Genomic DNA, 16,605 nt, shown 5'->3' on the forward strand with positions numbered 1-16,605 from the left:
GGCGTATTTCTATTTTTCTAGACACCTGTCTTTTTTAAGGTTTCAAAACTCTGACACGTAATGTATATACATTATAAAGGTCATTCAAATAATTCTTTTAGTAGTTCCTCTATTAATTCTGGCAATATTTGAAATGAAAAGTCCAACTCCAATCGTTCTGTTTTTTGATGTGGATCGCATCCATACCCACCTATATTCATAACGGGAAAATCAAATGTTTTAATCGTCTCGAATGGAATATCATATCCCTTTCCAAACAAAGGCATATTATTCGTTAAAGGCTCCATTTTATCATCACTTAAAGAAACATAACTCAGATCACTCAGTCCTTGAAAGAAACAACGACTTTTTAGCGTGATTTGATGGTTCTCTTTGGCATAAGTTTTAACAGACATCGATAAGTCTTTTACTAATTGATTCTTTCTCGAGGAAACAGCGGGATAAAATGGTGGACTAAAATACAGAATGATCATAGGAGATTCAGAATCTATCACATCACTTAATGTATGCACAATGTGTAAACTCACTTCTCTTTCGTCTCGTTCTGCCTGTTCCTCTATGATTTGATTGATTAAACTGTTCGCTTTGTCTATACCGATTTTATGAGCTACTTTTTTATATAATTCTTCCCAAGTAAATACCTGCACCTTAAATGGAATCGTTTGTACTCCTACTTTATCGGCTCTTTGTTTGTATAATGTCATTATCTGTTCGGCAATGTTATTTGTTTTTGTAAGGAGTTTATTCGTAATCACAGCAAGAGATTCTTCCATATACAAAAGATTAAACAGGCTAACTGATGATACAGGTGTTTGAACATTATAATGTTGCTTTAAATCTCGCATCATTAAATTCGTGAGAACCGGGGTTTTCTCTCCTTCCACTTCTTCTTGAAAGTCAGCAGACAATTCTAGTTCATTTGTTAAAATGGAGCACATAAAGGTAGAGTTCAAACCAGAAAAAGGTTCCCCAACATGCGTTTCTTTTCCTCTAAAATAAAAAGAAGGCATTAATTTTCCAATTGTACCTGTATATAAATATTTATTTTGATCGTACGGGTTTTCCTTAAAAGAAGATTCTGTATTTAAACATAAGACATATTCTAAATCATGTGTTTCTTTTAACTGTTTTATTTCTTCTACAGCATGCAACATCCCTTTGGATCCCACTTCTTCATCAGACACCGTAATGAGCAAAATATTTCCATCCCATTCCCCGAGAGTGGCCTTTTCTAAAAGTCCCATTTCAACGACAAGACCGGCTTTCATATCCATCGTTCCACGCCCAAAAGCCCAATCCCCATCTTGTATTTCTTTCTGGGCATGAGAAGATAAAAGCTTTCGATTGTTTCGATAAAATTCCGTCATTTTAGAAATATTAAATGCGATATCTTGTTGCGAACCAAAGTCATCCACTCCTACAACATCAAAATGACTGATTAAAATAACTGTTTTTTTCTGCCCCGTTCTTTTCGATAATGCGGAAAAATAAGAACTGTTATCCTCAAAATGACGACTTTTAAGGAAATCTGGGTGTTTTTGAAAATATTCAAGTTTCATACATTCTTTATATAGAAAACCTGTTACCTCTTTTTCTTCTTTTGTTCGAGAAATGCTAGGAATAGCAACTAATTTTTCTAATAACGCTAAACGCTCTTCTTTTGTTTGCCAATGCATGATTTCCCCCCCTAAAAAACGATACATGACTGTTGCGATTCAGCAGTTTTACATTAAGAAAGAATTATTCTTTTTCAAGTCGCAATGAATACCCATAGATTTGGTTTTTACTTTTAACTACAAATCCATTTGGTTGATGATCAATCGTCAGGTTCTCTTCTAAAAACCTCAAATTGGCTGAATCTGTATAAACAGGGATACCATTTGTTGAGATTTTTAGATGGCTATCTGGTATGGAACTCATTGTTTTCAACCTGATGACCCCATCAAGAGGCGTACAACACCCACCTAGTTCATAATAAAAGCACATATAACTTGTACTAGATTCAAAGTGTTTTAACATTTCATTTTTTGCTTGTTCCGTAAAGTGAATTTCCATTATTCTCACCTTTCATATTTCAAAAATTCAACCAATTGTGTTCAACCTCATATTACCATGAAGCAGGTCTATTAAGCGTTAATTTTACATGAGTGACCTCCCACCGTTTGTTGAATTAAAAATGACAACTCTTTAATATTATATGTTATATTCATACTGACTAAGTAGCGAAAGGAGCATTCTCTATATGTGTTGCTCATGCTGTCCAGTAGTTGATAAGTCCCTTATGTAAACAAAAAATATTTAAATAAGAGGCTGGGGCAAAACCCTCCTTATATGAAAAGCCGGTAACATTTTATAGGAGTAAAATGTTACCGGCTTTCGTTCTATAGCTAGTTATGTCCCAGCCTCTCAATTATATTATGTTTAATTATTCGATTGATTAATCATTTACTAATTGTTCAGCAACGTATAAAAGTTATTCTACGATTGTGGAAATCTGCCAAGTTATGCCGAATTTATCTTTTACTTGTCCATATGATGAGCTCCATGGCGTTTCTTGAAGCGGCATCATGACTTCGCCACCGTCCTGAAGTTTACCAAATACTTCTTTTGATTTTTCTACGTCATTTAAGGTGATCGCTACGTCCACTTGTGCTCCAGTTTCATATGGTTGACCAGGGAATGTATCAGATAGCATTAGGAAGGTATTGCCGACTCTTAATTGTGCATGGATGACACGGTCTTTTGCTTCATCAGGTAGTGTAAATTCTGGGTTGTCAGGCAATTCTCCATAAGTTTGAACTCCTAGAACTTCTGCCTCCAATGCATTTTCATAAAATTTCACAGCCTCTTTCCCGTTACCATCCATTTTTAAATACGCATAAACTCCTAAAATCACAAACGACACCTCTTTTTTTATACTTTGAAACAAGAACGTACATTCGTATTTTACCACATGTAGTATCTGTTTGAAAACGAAAATAAATGTATTATCCTTTTATTTAATTAATTCCCCAAAAGGCATCCTTCTTGATATTCCGTTTTGAGATATTATGATTTTTTAAATGAGTAGTAATTGAGTCTACCATTGACTTCGAGCCTGCAATAAAATAGTTACCATCATTCTTATATGCGGTAATAAACTTATCTATTTCTTGATACAACTCCTCCCTTGATTCAAGATAAGATACATCTATTGAGTTATTATGGACCATTTCATCAAGTTCATCCTTATATATATATGATTTTGCACTATCTAAATAGAGTAGTTTTACTTGTTTCTCGTTCCCGTCCCCTTCTGCCTCTAATTGTTTTAAAATCGCTCGAAATGGTGTCACACCAATGCCACCTGCAATTAAGAGTGAGTGACGGTTGTCTTTCAAATAAAAGGAGCCTACAGGACCACTCATATTAACTTTCATCCCTTTTTCCAATTCTAACAAAGCTTTTTTAAAATCACTTGGCTTATCGCTAATGCCTGTTGTGATTTTTACAACATCCTCTGTTGGAGCAGATGCTACACTGAATGGTCGTGTACCGTTTTTTATTTTTTTATGAGTAAGAGAAAACAAGCCATGTTGCCCGGCTTTCCAAGTTAAATCTTTTTCCTTTTCAAATAAAAAGGTATAAACACCCTCTGCTTCTTTATAACTTTCTAAAAATAACAGCTCATTCTTTTTGAATATTGATAATGTATCTTTAAGAAAACTCATTTCATTATCTCCCTTTCCACGAAACGACTCAGCCTAATACTTAGCCGTTTTTTTCTATAAAACAGACCGAGCACTCGGCCTTACGCTTCCTCTAACATCTTTTTAAGTCCATCGACCATACTCGACCAACCATATTTCGCACCATTGAACGCTTGATTTTCTTTTTCGAACCCTGATTGTTCAAGATGTAAGTGGGTTGTTTCCCCCTCTTGGTGTAATGTCCATGTAACGATAGTGTTTATCGGTCCTCCTACCCATGTGTAAGATAACTTATAAGGCTTGTCCACTACCAATACCTTACTATCGACAATTAAACCTATTTCATCATTTCGAAACTGACATTTATATCCTACAATCGGTTTGAAATTATTTTCCATTACCCATAGGGCAAGAGTATCCGAATGAGTTAAGGCATCCCATACCTTATTGATCGGACTTTTAAATTGAAAATCTAATGATAAATCAGCCATTATCTATTCCTCCAATATATTCTTTAATAAGATCGCTCTTTCATTCCAAAACTTTTCATAAAAAGCTAGCCAATCCTTCACTTCTTGTAAGGGAGCTGCATTTAGTCGATACCTTGTTTCTCTACCTACTTTACGGTTCGTTACTAAATCAGCTTTTTTAAGAATAGCCAAATGTTTCGAAACAGCCGTACGCCCTATTTGAAAATGAGGAGTTAGTTCGTAAAGGGGTACCTCCTCTGAATCGGCCAACAATCGTATTAATTTACGTCTTGTTGGATCTGCAATAGCTACATAAACGTCACGCTCTTGGTAAGCAGTACTCATAGTCCTCCCACCTCTTTTATAAATTGGACACCATTCAGTGTCATGATTATATGACACTGAATGGTGTCCAGTCAATTAGTTTTTACCTAATAACATTAGTATTATTTTCTTGAAGTAGATTCATCCTTTAATTTGCAAAGTGATTGAATCCATAAGGGTTGGGCATTTCCAACAAAGAATAGACTGGACCTATTAATTAGATCCAGCCTGATTTTATATTGAATTAAATTAAAATGAAGCTAACTTTGAAAAGTTTTTAAACCGTTAGCGAGCCACGAAATCCTCTCGACGCATAATATGAAGACGCACCGTTATGATACACGAAGACATGGCCAAAACGATAATCACAAAAAAGGGCACCGCCAAGTTCTCTAATATCAGATGGTGTTCGTACCCAGCTTGACGTTTTCACATCAAAATTTTCAAGTTTCTGCAATTCTTGATATTGCTCCGCTGTTAAAAGTTCAATACCCATTGCAGTTGCCATATCAATAGCGTTATTTTCTGGTTTATGATTTTTCCTAGACTCCAATCCTTCAAGGTCATAGCAAACACTTCTACGCCCTTTAGGACTTTCCTTTGAACAATCATAAAAGATATATTCGTCTGACTCCTGATCATAACCAACAACATCTGGTTCACCACCAGTTCTCTCCATTTCATTGAGCGACCACAGCTTTTGGGGATTCGCTTCCAACTTTTCTTGGAGTTTCCCCCATTCAAGACCTTTATGCCGATTCAGATTTTTCTCAAAACGGCCTTTTAACACTTTGAATAATTCTTCGCACTGTTCTTGTGATAATTCGATTTTATTTCTCTTTGTCATGTTAACATCCTCACTTTCATCTTTTAAATTATACATACACATTTAAACGAGCTCTTATCAGAATCAGATTAACACTCAAATCATTACCTAGCATTTACTCTCGTTATTTTATCTAAAAAGCATACTTAAAATATAACCAATATAGAAAAAAACCTCACGTGCTAAGAATGGAATTTTACTCTTTAAAGTTGTATAGGCCGAAGTTTGTGTAGGCGATGAGTACGCTTCCATTCCAATGTCATTAGCCATTAACATCGCTCTTTTCATATGTAGGGGATCACTAACAATCGTAAAGGTATCGAATCCGTGCTCATTAGAAAGACTAAAAGCATTTTGAAGATTTTCTTCTGTAATTGTAGATACATCTTCTACTAATATATCGTCCGGCTTGATCCCTTTTATAATTGCATACTCCCTTGCAATCTCTGATTCCGCATAATCATCGCCCTCACCTTTCCCACCAGTAAAGATAACTTTCTCCACATAACCATTTTCATAAAGCCAAATCGAATGATTAATCCTTTCACGAAAAACAGGTGATGGCTCATTCTCCCAGACAGCAGCCCCTAATACAACAGCCACATCTGTCACGACTAACTGATTTTCTTCACCGAATGCCCATATAGTTATAGCAGTATGAACGATGAATATTACCAAGATAGCTATAATTATTAAAGCAACAACTATTCTAGTCTGATATTTCTGTATCATATCGGTTTACCACTACCACCCTAATGTTTTTTTACTTATTTGATCATTTTACCATAATTCACCTAACGATTTTCTGTTAAACCTCACCTTAATAAAGGATCCAATTCTTTTACTATTTATAAAAAAACCATTTACTTTATTCAGAAAATTCGTTACAATAATGTAAGTTGTTAAATTAATCCAAGGAGGTAGATGAATATGTTGAAATTACAATCTAAGAACACGTACAACACAACTTTATATAATCATCGTTACCTGTCTTGGAATCCAAAACATTGATCCAGTAGAGCTAATTTTAGTCTATCCAACCACAGGGGCGATCTCTGTGGTTTTTATATTGGCGAAAACCACAGATCCCCTGTGGTTTTTTTTATTGATTCCCCAGCTAAAGTTGGGTTTTCATATATAGGTTATCTCGTTTCCATTCAAGTAAACAGTCAAAACTAAAAAAAGGGGGTATAATACATGTTTTTTCTTCATGTTGAAATTATTTTATTAGACTGGTACGCACTGGTGAAAGGATTTACCTGAAAGAGTAAGCTAAAGGAGGTCCAATCTTATGACGTTTCATTTTCTCGTATTTACCATTACGATTAAAAAGCGGTCTTATTCAGAAGAAGAGCTTCAACAGCTCATCAGACAAGAGAAAATCAATCGAGAAATCTCTGACCGTTTATCAAAGATCGATTTTTATCGTTAATTTAATCAATATTTAAAACGGGTGCAGGCGTAATGCCTGCACCCATTGTTTATCATCTTATAATGTTCCTATTAATTAAAAAGAAGAAGAACTGAATATACACTCAAAATAAATATATAAATGACACCAACAGTCCTTAACTGCAAATGAACAACGATGTTAGTCACACTTCTTTCTTGATTATATTGATACATACTTTTAGCTATATTCACATTTAACATCAAAATACCTATTGAAAATAAAATGGCTGAAACGAGTGGTGATAATAAAATCATCGCTAAGGGCGGTAATTCAATAAATAAGTAAATTGGATAGAATAGCCAAAATGGATAGCAAAAAACCAGACAAGTAAACAACCTTCTTGTCTGGTTTTCTCTAATAATCTATTTACTGAAAACACAAAAGTAATTAATATCCTTTTGATATTACACCTACTATAAGATCGAAAAATTACTTAAGCATGTTTTATATAGGTAAACTAAACTCGTTGGTACATGAGTGTTGTTAACTATTTATAATATAAATTTAGTAAACCAAGCAATATATTTCGCACCTGGGATAAAGATTATTTGTGCAAAGACAGTGCCCAATAGTCTAGATGATACTAGCATCACTGATAATCCTTTAAGTGTTAAGTAGTTTCCTCTTTTATTAATAACATCATCCGCTAGAATAGATATCTTAGGGTCAACAAAAATTACGAGTAAAATTGTTGCAATCCCATTTATTAAACCAGAAGCCATAATAGCTGTTGAAGCCCTATCAGGAGCTAATAACGCGGCATAAAGAGCAGAAAGAACACCAATTGTATAAATTGCAGTAACAGTCATATTAATAAAAAAAAGTTTGAAAGGGATGTTATTTAGTTTTATATCTCTAATGTACGATAGACTTGGGAACCTTAAGTGTTTTACTCCTCTTCTTATGTATTCAAAAGTAAATCCTTTTTTTAGCAATGCTGTTATAGAACCTCTTTCTTCAGATAAGTGAATGATTGCCCTTGAAAAAATTGCGATAAAAGATGGAAGTAATAGTAATCCCATAATCGTTCCTAATGTTGCAGAACCTAAAAGAATTCTAAATTGATATTCCACAAATTCTAATGTATTAAAATCGGGTGCATTATCGATGAGGCTACCCGTAAAAGGTTGTTGCATCATATTAGCCATTCGAGAGAAGATTACCAATATATTAAATAACGATAATGCGGAAGCTAGTAGTTTTACACGAGCGCCTGCTAAACGAACTGCATAAGCAACAGTTTCAATTGAATGGATGATTAAAATAAATAAACAAATCATCAAAAGTTTTTCTGAAATAATTTCCATGAGAATACAGCCTTCTCTCCAATTAATTTTTATATAATAACATAATTATTAAATACATCATTATTTTCAGAAAAAACTATTTATTTAGGTTATATATTCTGATTATGTTTAATTATCGAACTATATAAAATTATGAAAAATAATGTTGACAATAATTGTTTGATATACTAATATTTTGTTTGTTGTCGAAATTGATTTAACAAAATAATGTAATTGAGGTGAAAATATGAAGAAAAAGTTGATGGTATTAGTACTAGCTGTGGCAATGGTGGCAGGTGTTTTTGGTACATTTACGACTCCGGCAAACGCTATGATGAGTGAAAGGGTGTTATTAAGTTATACTGAAACTTGGTTTACTAAAACAAATACAAAAACACTAAGTAATCAAAGATACACAACTATTCAGTTTAGAACAAACTACTCTTATACTGAATCAAAGAAAAATGTTTCAACTGTTATTGAAACATTATCAAAAATTGTTAGATCTGAAGTAACAAGAACATACAGAACTTGGTAATAAGAACTTATACTTAAGTTAATAATTCATATTTTTCAACATAGAGAGAGCTTAATGCTTTCTCTATTTGTAGGCTAGAAAAGGATGATTATAGTGGTTGTTAAATTAAACAATATACATAAAAAGATTGGAACTAAACATATCCTCAATGGCATAAGCTTTACTGTTAATAAAGGCGATATTGTTGCAGTCGTAGGACCAAATGGGGCTGGAAAGACTAGCTTATTTAAAGCAATTGGGGGGCTAATAGAGCCAGATGAAGGGACTGTACTAATAAATGGAGTTGCACAATCAAATCAGGTAAACTCTGATGTCCTTTTTTTACCTGATTCGTCAATGCTATATACAGAGTTAACTGGATATGAGCATTTAGAATTTATTGCAAAGATACATAAAACAAGCAATCAAATAATAGAAGCTGTTATTAATCAAATCGGTATAAAAAAATACGTTAATGAGAAGATAAGAAATTATTCTTTAGGCATGAAACAACATTTACTGTTGGCGATTGCATTAATAGCTCGTCCTTCCTTAATAATTTTTGATGAGCCTTTAAATGGCTTAGATCCAAGTAGTATAAAAATGTTTAGAAGGATAATAAAAGAATTAAAAGCGGATGGCAGCACAATTATCTTTTCATCACATATTTTAGCAGAAGTTGATAAGGTTGCAGATAGGATTATATTTATAGATGCAGGTAGAACAGTTCAAGAAGTAAATGTTAGTGATAGCAAAATAGAGAGAGCATATATATTCGAATTAGAATCTCCCAGTAATGATATATTCTCTTTATTTAAAAACAAAGAATTTAATATCGATAAATTTCAATTACAAGAAAATAGATTGTTAGTAAGATTAGAAAGGGAACAACTTACCCCATTTTTAGGGGTATTATTAGAGAATAATATAATTTTAAATGAAATTACTAATGTAAAGGGAGAAACTGATAATATATATCACGAATTGTATGGTGAAAAGAATGAATAAACATCTAATAGCTTTTGAAGTGAAAAAATTCGCTAAAAGAAGAAAAAATTTAGTCATAATTTCTCTACTGTTCATATCAATTTTTTTAATTTTTGTCTTACTGAATGGCTTACAGTCAGGTGAGACAGACACTAAAATAATGAACTATGAGCATAATATTAGTTCTATTAAACAGTCTTTAGAGAATTTACCAGGTGATGATACTCCGGAATTAAATAGTATTCGTGAATCTTATAATGAGGAGTTAGACTTACTGGAATCTCAAATTAATGCTATTCGCAACGATGATTGGCGGAAACAATTAGCTATACAAATTCAATTAGATGAGAATATAATCCACGACATTAATTCTGAAAAAGTTATTGGAGGAGAGCCGGTACATATAATAGAAGCACGTATTATACAGAATCAAGAGCTCATTAATTTAGATATAGAACCTGTACATCCAATAATTGAAACAGAGGGAATACATTTTGCTAAGAATATAGTAGGTCTAACTACTAGTGTTCTCGGTTTTATTATTATAATATTCATTATGGGAGATACTTTATCAGTTGAATTTGAGAGGAGAACAATAAATTTATTATTAACTCAACCAATAAGTAGGAGCAGTTTATTATTATCGAAAACATTAATAGCAATTATATTTCCTGCTATTATTATTTGTTTAATCTGTTTATTAAGTATTTTTTAGGTGTGATTTTTGGGGGGGGAATGGGAGCACTTAATTATCCGTTACCATACTTCTCTATAGAGGAGATTTCAGTAATTAGTATTAGTAAACAAATTATTTATAGCTCAACATTATTTCTGTTCTTGATTATTTTTACGGTTTTATTAAATAATTTAATAGCGTTATTGACTGATAGTAATATAATGTCATTAGGCTTAAGTGTAATTATTGCGGTATCGTTCAATTTAGCTGTAACTCAGTATGGATTATTGTCATCTATTGCTCATGTATTACCATTTACATACCTTAATTCCTCTGCAGTTATAGACGGGACAATTGGGGTAATGACAGGTAATGCAAATGTGAATTTTTTAACCGGTTTAATAATCCTAATAGCATATAGTGTAATAATTTATTTATTTTCTTTATACTTGTTAAATAAAAAGCAGTTTACTAATTAGCTCGGCTTCGAATACATCGACTACAATATGAAATAGAAATTAAAGATTTAAAGTCCCTTAAAAGATAACTATTATTAAATATTAGTATTTGAGTTAATGTAGTAAAAAGAATTCATTTGTTCGATATTAATCCAAGTAAACTGAGAAGTTAGTATAATAAGAGCAAAGTCGGAGAGTATAAGCTTTCTGGCTTTATTTAATTGCATTTAAGAAGATTATTTATACAGATAAGTGAATCCAAGTATTACAAGCAACCCAATTAATAGAAAAACTTCTTTTTTTAAAGCCTTTAAGTAGAAAGGCAAAGAAAAGCTCATTTTCACCCACTCCTTAATGTAATATATATCCATTATAATCTAACAAAGCTAATATTTATAGCAAATAGTTAGGCAGTCTTCTGTCACTATACGGCTCCATTTATTCAATAAAAAAGAGCAATACGATTGTTCAAGTATTGCTCTCACTATATTAAGGGGTAATATTAGCTTCTTCGGTAAAGTTAGTACTTGCCCACTCACCCTCACGCTTAAACAACTCATATACTGTCTCGCGTTCTGTTGGTGGTTCATCTATCCACTTTAGCAGGGTACGAATAATAGGTTCTTTATTTGGATAGTGATGTATCACGACTTCAGCTTGCTCTTGGAGTCGTGTCGACCAAATTTGAGAACGTACCATCACCATAGAATAATAAGCGCGAATGAGTTTTCGACAGAAGTTTTGTGAAAATGTCTTAAAATCTTCGTCAGCAGCTGTATCTAACCTATTTAACGTCCTTTTAAGAGCCTGATGAATATCTCCATTAAAGCGGATCGCTATCTCTGATGTAAGTTTATATGGACCAAATCTTTCTCCTAAATCCTCTCCGTCAACACAAACACAAAGTTCCTTAAGAAATGCATTTTCATAATAATTAGAGGGGTCAATCGTATAATCGTAATAGGCAACAGCTATGCCAACACCGCGAACAAGAGCACAGTATTTTTGAGACAACTCACGAGCAACTTTCTTCAACTCATCTAACTTATCCGAACTCAGTTCACTATCAAACAGAGCGATAAGATCTAAATCCGATTTAAGAATAACTGCTTCACCTCTAGGTACACTTCCATACAAATAAACACTGTGCAATTGCTGTTGAAACACCTTTTTAAGACTCTCGACAGATTCCAGAATACAAGGCATATAGACATTATTGATTTTATTTTTACTAACATCACTTACAATAAACCCCTCAGCATCTAGACCATATCCCGCTCTCAAAGTCGCCATTTCAATCTCCTCCCTCTTCACTTATTCCTGCATTTTCCTCATTATATCACCAAGATAATCTGGACAAATACTCTTCTTTTATTACAGCTTCTATTTCCATAGCCTATTGTGCATGATGAATGGAGAATAAGAGATTAAAGCCCCTTATTGGACAAGGGATTAAAAGGATATTAATCAAAAAAGACAGGATCACTTTAAGATCCTGTCTTAGTTTATACTGATTTTATAATTGAACACATAATAATGAGTTCTCTGCTTTGAATCTGACTTGCTCCTTTGACGATAGCTTCTAAACTTTCTGTTCTTTAAATCCAACAAAGCCTACCCTACATCCACTCTTTCCCATGTTTAACTCTTCTTTTTTTCTTCCCAGAGCTTTATACGATCTTCATGGCTAACTTCTTTATGAACTTGATGCAGCATCCATACATAACCAAATGGATCCGTAAATATCGCATTCGATACTCCGTAATCAGCAATCTCAGTCACTGGTTGAATCTCTGTACAACCTAAATCCATCGCCTTTGTATAGGTTTCCTTAATGTTTGGAACTGTCACATTAACCCAACTAGTTTTCGGATCATCAGGACTTGGTGCAATTAAGTGGAAGTCTGGGTTTTCATCTAACATATGAAAGTGAACATTGTATAGGCTAAAAATGACTTCATTTTCACCACGTGGAAAATCTGAAACCTCTACACGCTCGATATCAAATATCTTTTCGTATAATTCCAATGCTTTTAAGCTATCTTTCACAACCATATCTAGTTCTACACCAACCATAATGAACACACTCCCCTTACAAGTTAATAAATTATATTTACCTCACTATCTTCTCCAGCTTATCAATTAAAGTATACTAAATTCAATTTTAATAGCACGGTTAATATGATTTTTCTACTACCTTGCAGCTTACTCTGTCTCCTCGCCCTTTAACCAGGGACCTACTCGATCAATACGATTTGTCCAAATTCCTCCACTAAAATTATTTGGAAGTCTTGATAGATCATTAACTTCATCAAAACCTTCTGACCACCCACCATCACCAGCAACTACAATAACGCGAGTGTCAACCGAATCCATTCGATTTAAAAATTTATCTGGCCATCCCCAAATCAATGGAGCAAATTTTTCAGGTAGATGGATTTGTGTATGTTCACAAGCTTTTGGTATATAGCCTGTCCAGCCAGCTGCCATATATGGAATCATACAATTTTTCATCGTTTCCATCGACATTACTCTCAGCCGAGGAAGCTCCTCTTTTAATGCTGCAATTGGCTTGTCACCACCATAGACGGTTAAAAGTTGAAGTCGCTCATCTGATAAAGCTCCAAGCTTTTTCGCTAATAGTTTTCCCTCTTCAAAATCATTGCTCTTCATATCAATTAAAAATGAATGCTCAGGAAATTCACTTAATACCTCATCAAGCGATGGCATTTCACCTACACCTTCTCCACGAAATGGATACGTTTCTCCTTGATCGGCCGTATATCCATATCCTATATCTACATTTTTTAATTCAGCCATCGTATAATCAGATGGCAATCCTTGAACATCGGTTCGACAATCCAGTGTCCAATCATGAAAAACGGCAAACTGCCCATCCTTCGTTGGACGAATATCGAATTCCACTGCATCTGCTCCAGTAGCAAATGCAGCTTCCATTGAGCGGAGCGTGTTCTCTAAATACACATGCTCTGGTGGAAAAATTCGTTCTGCGGTACATGTATCGCCTTCGATTCCTTCCATACTAAACGTTTGCCCTAATCCGCGATGTGCCAGTAAATAAGGTTCAGTGTCCCTTGCTTTTGTAAAAAATGAACTATTATTAACAATCATAAAAGCCATTAACAAAATCAAAAAAAGACCGATTCCCTTCATTACACTTTTCCACTTCAACCTTCTAGCCTCCATTTCACACTTCAACTATATGACGCACTTTCCTTTCTTAATAGCCGAGTATAAGTGAGCAGTTCAATTTACACAATGGTTCGCATTGTTAAGAGACATAGATAGTTTTGTCCCTCCCTCTTTTAACATATAATTATGTTTTCTTTATGGTAACTTTACCTTCTTGGTTTTTCACATTATCCCATTCAACCTGAATTTCAAAAGTTCCTTCCTCAAAAAACAATGGAAACCTTCTTCTTATTGAATTTTGCATTGGAAGGTATTGAGCTTCATTAACATTAACCCATACTGGTTTACCTTCTGGGGAGTTTTCTAACAATTTACCTTTAAACTCTTTAGACAAATAGTTAAAAATCATATATCTATCATTCTTTTTCGGATTAATATACTCGTAAAGACCTTTATAAATAAGGTTGCTCACTTCTAACCCTGTTTCTTCTCTTACCTCCCTAATCGCTGCTTCAACAAAGCTTTCAGGAAACTCTACTTTTCCACCAGGAGGAATGTACCCTTTAAAGTTATCATGTTGTCTATCTAGAAGTAGTACAAAGTCTCCATCTTGAACCATACAAACAGTCCAAAATTTATAATTTATACCTTCACTCATTTAAATTCCCCCTCAATTTGAAATCCTTTGTTTTGAATGAATTTTAAGATAATTATCCACGAAATTATTTTAACGTAAAAATTGAACAATTGTACTGAAAATAAATAAAAGAGGTCCAATTCATATACGAATTAGAGCCCCATTTGTACTGCTATTTGTTTTTTTGTACTCATTCATCGAACCCGTTAGTCCAACATTGAGCTCTTTTTATTATTTGAAATCCTGAAAGAAGTCCATAAAATTTAATGTTCTTCTAACTGTGTTGGCTATAACTCGCTTATTAAAAATACGATTCACAGTAATTACTTTTAAGTGGCTTTGTTACCCATGGCAATAGAAATTCTATTCCAACTGTTGATTTGATTAATGATGAGAACAAGATCAACAAACTGTTTCTCATCATAGTGTTCACATACTCGTTGATAAAGCTCATCTGGGACACGTTTAGTTGGAATTAATGTCACATGCTCAGCTAGCTCTAAGGCTACTTTTTCTGCCTCTGTATAGAAATCACACTCTTGCCAAGCACTAACGCAGTAAATTCTTTGTTCTGTTTCACCCATTTTTCGCGAATCCACTGTATGCATATTCAAACAATACGCACAGCCGTTCATTTGAGAAACACGAATTTTAATAAGCTCACGAAGCTTTCGTTCGATTCCTGTCTTTTTCGTGTATTTCTCCATATCCATCATAATGTTTATACCATCAGGTGCAATCTCATAGTAAGAAATTCTTTGGCTCATAAAGCATCACCCCTTAATTTAGTATAAAGCTATTATATACCTTCGTAAGAAATAATTAACTAAAAAAATCCAATTAAACTCTATTTTTCCACCCTCAATTAAAAGTATTATTCAAATAACTTTTAAAAATCCTCCAAGCAATCCTTTTACTTGACGCTTAACTTTTTCCTTTATACAATAGGTAAATGAATGAATATCATTCATTTTTCTACTTAACAGTACCTACCCGCACATGTATATATATTATAGGAAGTTCTTAAATTCAAATGATTAGAGGTGAAACCAAATGACGTTGGAACAAAGGAATACTGTCAAATTAAGACCGCTAGAACGAGAAGATTTAAAATATGTTCATAAGTTGAGCAATGATGCAAGAATCATGTCCTATTGGTTTGAAGAGCCGTACGAAGCCTTTGTTGAGCTACAAGATTTATTTGATAAGCATATTCACAAACAAAATGAACGACGCTTCATTATAGAAGATCATGCTGAAATAATTGGGTTAGTTGAATTAGTTGAAATTGATTATATTCATCGTAGAGCAGAATTCCAAATTATTATCGATCCTCATGCTCAAGGAAAAGGCTATGCCTTAAAAACAACACATTTAGCAATGAAATACGCCTTCCATATTTTAAATTTGCACAAGCTCTATTTACTCGTCGATAAAGAAAACCATAAAGCGATTCATATTTATAAGAAAGCTGGCTTTCAAATTGAGGGAGAATTAAAAGATGAGTTTTTTGTAGAAGGTCAATACCGTGATGCACTCAGAATGTATATTTTCCAAGAAGATTTTAAATAAGCGTTGTAAATAGCTAAATTCCTCAATGCATCGCCTCATTTTTAATCATACGCTGACCTCCAGTAAGTTAAAATTTCGCTTTACAGTCCTGGGGGTCAGGTTTCATTTTTAACCACTTATGTCTGACGGTTTAGTTTTCCCCGTATTCTCCTGTTCTCTCCAAAACAAATGGCACCGTTTTATCCATTGTTGCTTCGTATAATGTTATGTTTCCGGAAGCAGGTATGGAAGCATCTGTATGGAAATTGAAGTTTTCATTTAAGGATATTGTCCAAGCAGCTTCATCATCTTTTTTTAAAACAATCGCCAACGTACCAAATTGAAAGACGTTTTTCCAGGTAAATAGCTCTCTGTCTCCATCTACCATTACCGAAATTCCTTCCGAGTTGCTCACAACCTCCGCTCCAGTCCCTTGCCAAACACCATGTATCTCTGGGCCCACATAATAATAGGCTCCTCCTCTTCCACGGTCACCATAAGTGCCAATAAATTGTTGTAACATTCCATTTACAGTTGTATATGTTATGGCTGCAACGTCCTGTGCTAACCACTCAACC

21 protein-coding genes and 1 pseudogene are annotated in these 16,605 nt (G+C 33.8%); 6 read left to right on the forward strand and 16 right to left on the reverse strand.

The window, feature by feature from the left end:
- Positions 1-80: 80 nt before the first annotated feature.
- From BALCAV_RS11245 to BALCAV_RS11280, 8 genes are all read right to left on the reverse strand, one after another.
- A complete protein-coding gene (locus tag BALCAV_RS11245; RefSeq protein WP_003323808.1) occupies positions 81-1,676 on the reverse strand; it encodes a M20/M25/M40 family metallo-hydrolase in 1,596 nt (531 codons plus the stop codon).
- A gap of 64 nt (positions 1,677-1,740) precedes the next feature.
- Positions 1,741-2,055, reverse strand: a complete 315-nt coding sequence (locus BALCAV_RS11250) for an iron-sulfur cluster biosynthesis family protein (protein ID WP_003323806.1) — start codon at positions 2,053-2,055, stop codon at positions 1,741-1,743.
- 418 nt (positions 2,056-2,473) lie between these two features.
- Complete coding sequence (locus tag BALCAV_RS11255) at positions 2,474-2,896, reverse strand: VOC family protein (protein ID WP_003322076.1); 423 nt, start codon at positions 2,894-2,896, stop codon at positions 2,474-2,476.
- 103 nt (positions 2,897-2,999) lie between these two features.
- Positions 3,000-3,710 (reverse strand): FAD-dependent oxidoreductase, encoded by a 711-nt coding sequence (locus tag BALCAV_RS11260; protein ID WP_003322077.1) that lies wholly within the window; start codon positions 3,708-3,710, stop codon positions 3,000-3,002.
- An 80-nt stretch (positions 3,711-3,790) separates the two neighbouring features.
- Entirely contained in the window at positions 3,791-4,180 is a 390-nt protein-coding gene (locus BALCAV_RS11265) for an SRPBCC family protein (protein WP_003322078.1), read from the reverse strand.
- Positions 4,181-4,183: 3 nt separating this feature from the next.
- Positions 4,184-4,504: an ArsR/SmtB family transcription factor gene (locus BALCAV_RS11270; protein WP_003322080.1), complete on the reverse strand. Its 321-nt coding sequence runs from the start codon at positions 4,502-4,504 to the stop codon at positions 4,184-4,186.
- 256 nt (positions 4,505-4,760) lie between these two features.
- Positions 4,761-5,330: a DUF4256 domain-containing protein gene (locus BALCAV_RS11275; RefSeq protein ID WP_003322081.1), complete on the reverse strand. Its 570-nt coding sequence runs from the start codon at positions 5,328-5,330 to the stop codon at positions 4,761-4,763.
- Positions 5,331-5,438: 108 nt separating this feature from the next.
- A complete protein-coding gene (locus tag BALCAV_RS11280) occupies positions 5,439-6,041 on the reverse strand; it encodes a YdcF family protein (protein WP_003322082.1) in 603 nt (200 codons plus the stop codon).
- Positions 6,042-6,600: 559 nt separating this feature from the next.
- On the opposite strand from BALCAV_RS11280, the gene BALCAV_RS21635 reads away from it, so the two are divergent.
- Positions 6,601-6,741, forward strand: a complete 141-nt coding sequence (locus BALCAV_RS21635; protein ID WP_003322083.1) for a YrzI family small protein — start codon at positions 6,601-6,603, stop codon at positions 6,739-6,741.
- 71 nt (positions 6,742-6,812) lie between these two features.
- Here BALCAV_RS21635 and BALCAV_RS22060 read toward each other — a convergent pair whose 3' ends face one another.
- Both BALCAV_RS22060 and BALCAV_RS11285 read right to left on the reverse strand, forming a co-directional pair.
- Positions 6,813-7,097, reverse strand: coding sequence for a hypothetical protein (locus BALCAV_RS22060; protein ID WP_152563045.1), 285 nt, complete (start codon positions 7,095-7,097; stop codon positions 6,813-6,815).
- 156 nt (positions 7,098-7,253) lie between these two features.
- Positions 7,254-8,069: a lipid II flippase Amj family protein gene (locus BALCAV_RS11285; RefSeq protein ID WP_003322085.1), complete on the reverse strand. Its 816-nt coding sequence runs from the start codon at positions 8,067-8,069 to the stop codon at positions 7,254-7,256.
- Positions 8,070-8,295: 226 nt separating this feature from the next.
- On the opposite strand from BALCAV_RS11285, the gene BALCAV_RS11290 reads away from it, so the two are divergent.
- The 4 genes from BALCAV_RS11290 (at position 8,296) to BALCAV_RS11305 (ending at position 10,707) form a co-directional block, all read left to right on the forward strand.
- Positions 8,296-8,586 (forward strand): hypothetical protein, encoded by a 291-nt coding sequence (locus BALCAV_RS11290; protein ID WP_003322086.1) that lies wholly within the window; start codon positions 8,296-8,298, stop codon positions 8,584-8,586.
- A gap of 93 nt (positions 8,587-8,679) precedes the next feature.
- Positions 8,680-9,573: an ABC transporter ATP-binding protein gene (locus tag BALCAV_RS11295; protein ID WP_003322088.1), complete on the forward strand. Its 894-nt coding sequence runs from the start codon at positions 8,680-8,682 to the stop codon at positions 9,571-9,573.
- Positions 9,566-10,267, forward strand: coding sequence for an ABC transporter permease subunit (locus tag BALCAV_RS11300; RefSeq protein ID WP_040323918.1), 702 nt, complete (start codon positions 9,566-9,568; stop codon positions 10,265-10,267). The genes BALCAV_RS11295 and BALCAV_RS11300 overlap by 8 nt, the downstream gene beginning before the upstream one ends.
- Positions 10,268-10,287: 20 nt before the next feature.
- On the forward strand, positions 10,288-10,707 hold the full coding sequence (locus tag BALCAV_RS11305) for a hypothetical protein (protein WP_040323919.1): 420 nt from the start codon (positions 10,288-10,290) through the stop codon (positions 10,705-10,707).
- Positions 10,708-11,175: 468 nt separating this feature from the next.
- Here the strand turns inward: BALCAV_RS11305 and BALCAV_RS11310 are convergent, their stop codons facing one another.
- From BALCAV_RS11310 to BALCAV_RS11330, 5 genes are all read right to left on the reverse strand, one after another.
- The gene (locus tag BALCAV_RS11310; RefSeq protein ID WP_003322090.1) at positions 11,176-11,979 is read right to left on the reverse strand and encodes a nucleotidyltransferase domain-containing protein; all 804 of its coding nucleotides are present in this window, start codon (positions 11,977-11,979) and stop codon (positions 11,176-11,178) included.
- Between the two features lie 348 nt (positions 11,980-12,327).
- Positions 12,328-12,762 carry a VOC family protein gene (locus BALCAV_RS11315; RefSeq protein ID WP_003322091.1) on the reverse strand — a complete coding sequence of 145 codons (435 nt, stop codon included), beginning with the start codon at positions 12,760-12,762 and terminating at the stop codon, positions 12,328-12,330.
- A gap of 129 nt (positions 12,763-12,891) precedes the next feature.
- Positions 12,892-13,893 (reverse strand): glycerophosphodiester phosphodiesterase family protein, encoded by a 1,002-nt coding sequence (locus BALCAV_RS11320; protein ID WP_040323920.1) that lies wholly within the window; start codon positions 13,891-13,893, stop codon positions 12,892-12,894.
- A 130-nt stretch (positions 13,894-14,023) separates the two neighbouring features.
- Positions 14,024-14,497, reverse strand: coding sequence for an 8-oxo-dGTP diphosphatase (locus BALCAV_RS11325; RefSeq protein ID WP_003322093.1), 474 nt, complete (start codon positions 14,495-14,497; stop codon positions 14,024-14,026).
- A gap of 308 nt (positions 14,498-14,805) precedes the next feature.
- On the reverse strand, positions 14,806-15,243 hold the full coding sequence (locus BALCAV_RS11330; protein WP_003322094.1) for a carboxymuconolactone decarboxylase family protein: 438 nt from the start codon (positions 15,241-15,243) through the stop codon (positions 14,806-14,808).
- A gap of 286 nt (positions 15,244-15,529) precedes the next feature.
- On the opposite strand from BALCAV_RS11330, the gene speG reads away from it, so the two are divergent.
- A complete protein-coding gene (speG, locus tag BALCAV_RS11335; RefSeq protein ID WP_003322095.1) occupies positions 15,530-16,048 on the forward strand; it encodes a spermidine N1-acetyltransferase in 519 nt (172 codons plus the stop codon).
- Between the two features lie 130 nt (positions 16,049-16,178).
- On the opposite strand, the pseudogene BALCAV_RS22310 reads toward speG, so the two are convergent.
- Positions 16,179-16,605 (reverse strand): annotated as a pseudogene (locus tag BALCAV_RS22310) (hypothetical protein); the annotation flags it as partial.

It is taken from the genome of Alkalihalobacillus alcalophilus ATCC 27647 = CGMCC 1.3604 (genome assembly GCF_000292245.2).
GTDB classification, from domain to species: domain Bacteria; phylum Bacillota; class Bacilli; order Bacillales; family Bacillaceae_D; genus Alkalihalobacillus; species Alkalihalobacillus alcalophilus.

What these genes read in the sequence shown, in the direction of transcription:
- BALCAV_RS11245 (WP_003323808.1), bottom strand. Translation starts at nt 1,676, where the DNA reads ATGCATTGGCAAACAAAAGAAGAGCGTTTAGCGTTATTAGAAAAATTA.
- BALCAV_RS11250 (WP_003323806.1), bottom strand. Translation starts at nt 2,055, where the DNA reads ATGGAAATTCACTTTACGGAACAAGCAAAAAATGAAATGTTAAAACAC.
- BALCAV_RS11260 (WP_003322077.1), bottom strand. Translation starts at nt 3,710, where the DNA reads ATGAGTTTTCTTAAAGATACATTATCAATATTCAAAAAGAATGAGCTG.
- BALCAV_RS11265 (WP_003322078.1), bottom strand. Translation starts at nt 4,180, where the DNA reads ATGGCTGATTTATCATTAGATTTTCAATTTAAAAGTCCGATCAATAAG.
- BALCAV_RS11270 (WP_003322080.1), bottom strand. Translation starts at nt 4,504, where the DNA reads ATGAGTACTGCTTACCAAGAGCGTGACGTTTATGTAGCTATTGCAGAT.
- BALCAV_RS11275 (WP_003322081.1), bottom strand. Translation starts at nt 5,330, where the DNA reads ATGACAAAGAGAAATAAAATCGAATTATCACAAGAACAGTGCGAAGAA.
- BALCAV_RS11280 (WP_003322082.1), bottom strand. Translation starts at nt 6,041, where the DNA reads ATGATACAGAAATATCAGACTAGAATAGTTGTTGCTTTAATAATTATA.
- BALCAV_RS21635 (WP_003322083.1), top strand. Translation starts at nt 6,601, where the DNA reads ATGACGTTTCATTTTCTCGTATTTACCATTACGATTAAAAAGCGGTCT.
- BALCAV_RS11285 (WP_003322085.1), bottom strand. Translation starts at nt 8,069, where the DNA reads ATGGAAATTATTTCAGAAAAACTTTTGATGATTTGTTTATTTATTTTA.
- BALCAV_RS11290 (WP_003322086.1), top strand. Translation starts at nt 8,296, where the DNA reads ATGAAGAAAAAGTTGATGGTATTAGTACTAGCTGTGGCAATGGTGGCA.
- BALCAV_RS11300 (WP_040323918.1), top strand. Translation starts at nt 9,566, where the DNA reads ATGAATAAACATCTAATAGCTTTTGAAGTGAAAAAATTCGCTAAAAGA.
- BALCAV_RS11305 (WP_040323919.1), top strand. Translation starts at nt 10,288, where the DNA reads ATGGGAGCACTTAATTATCCGTTACCATACTTCTCTATAGAGGAGATT.
- BALCAV_RS11310 (WP_003322090.1), bottom strand. Translation starts at nt 11,979, where the DNA reads ATGGCGACTTTGAGAGCGGGATATGGTCTAGATGCTGAGGGGTTTATT.
- BALCAV_RS11315 (WP_003322091.1), bottom strand. Translation starts at nt 12,762, where the DNA reads ATGGTTGGTGTAGAACTAGATATGGTTGTGAAAGATAGCTTAAAAGCA.
- BALCAV_RS11320 (WP_040323920.1), bottom strand. Translation starts at nt 13,893, where the DNA reads ATGGAGGCTAGAAGGTTGAAGTGGAAAAGTGTAATGAAGGGAATCGGT.
- BALCAV_RS11325 (WP_003322093.1), bottom strand. Translation starts at nt 14,497, where the DNA reads ATGAGTGAAGGTATAAATTATAAATTTTGGACTGTTTGTATGGTTCAA.
- BALCAV_RS11330 (WP_003322094.1), bottom strand. Translation starts at nt 15,243, where the DNA reads ATGAGCCAAAGAATTTCTTACTATGAGATTGCACCTGATGGTATAAAC.
- speG (WP_003322095.1), top strand. Translation starts at nt 15,530, where the DNA reads ATGACGTTGGAACAAAGGAATACTGTCAAATTAAGACCGCTAGAACGA.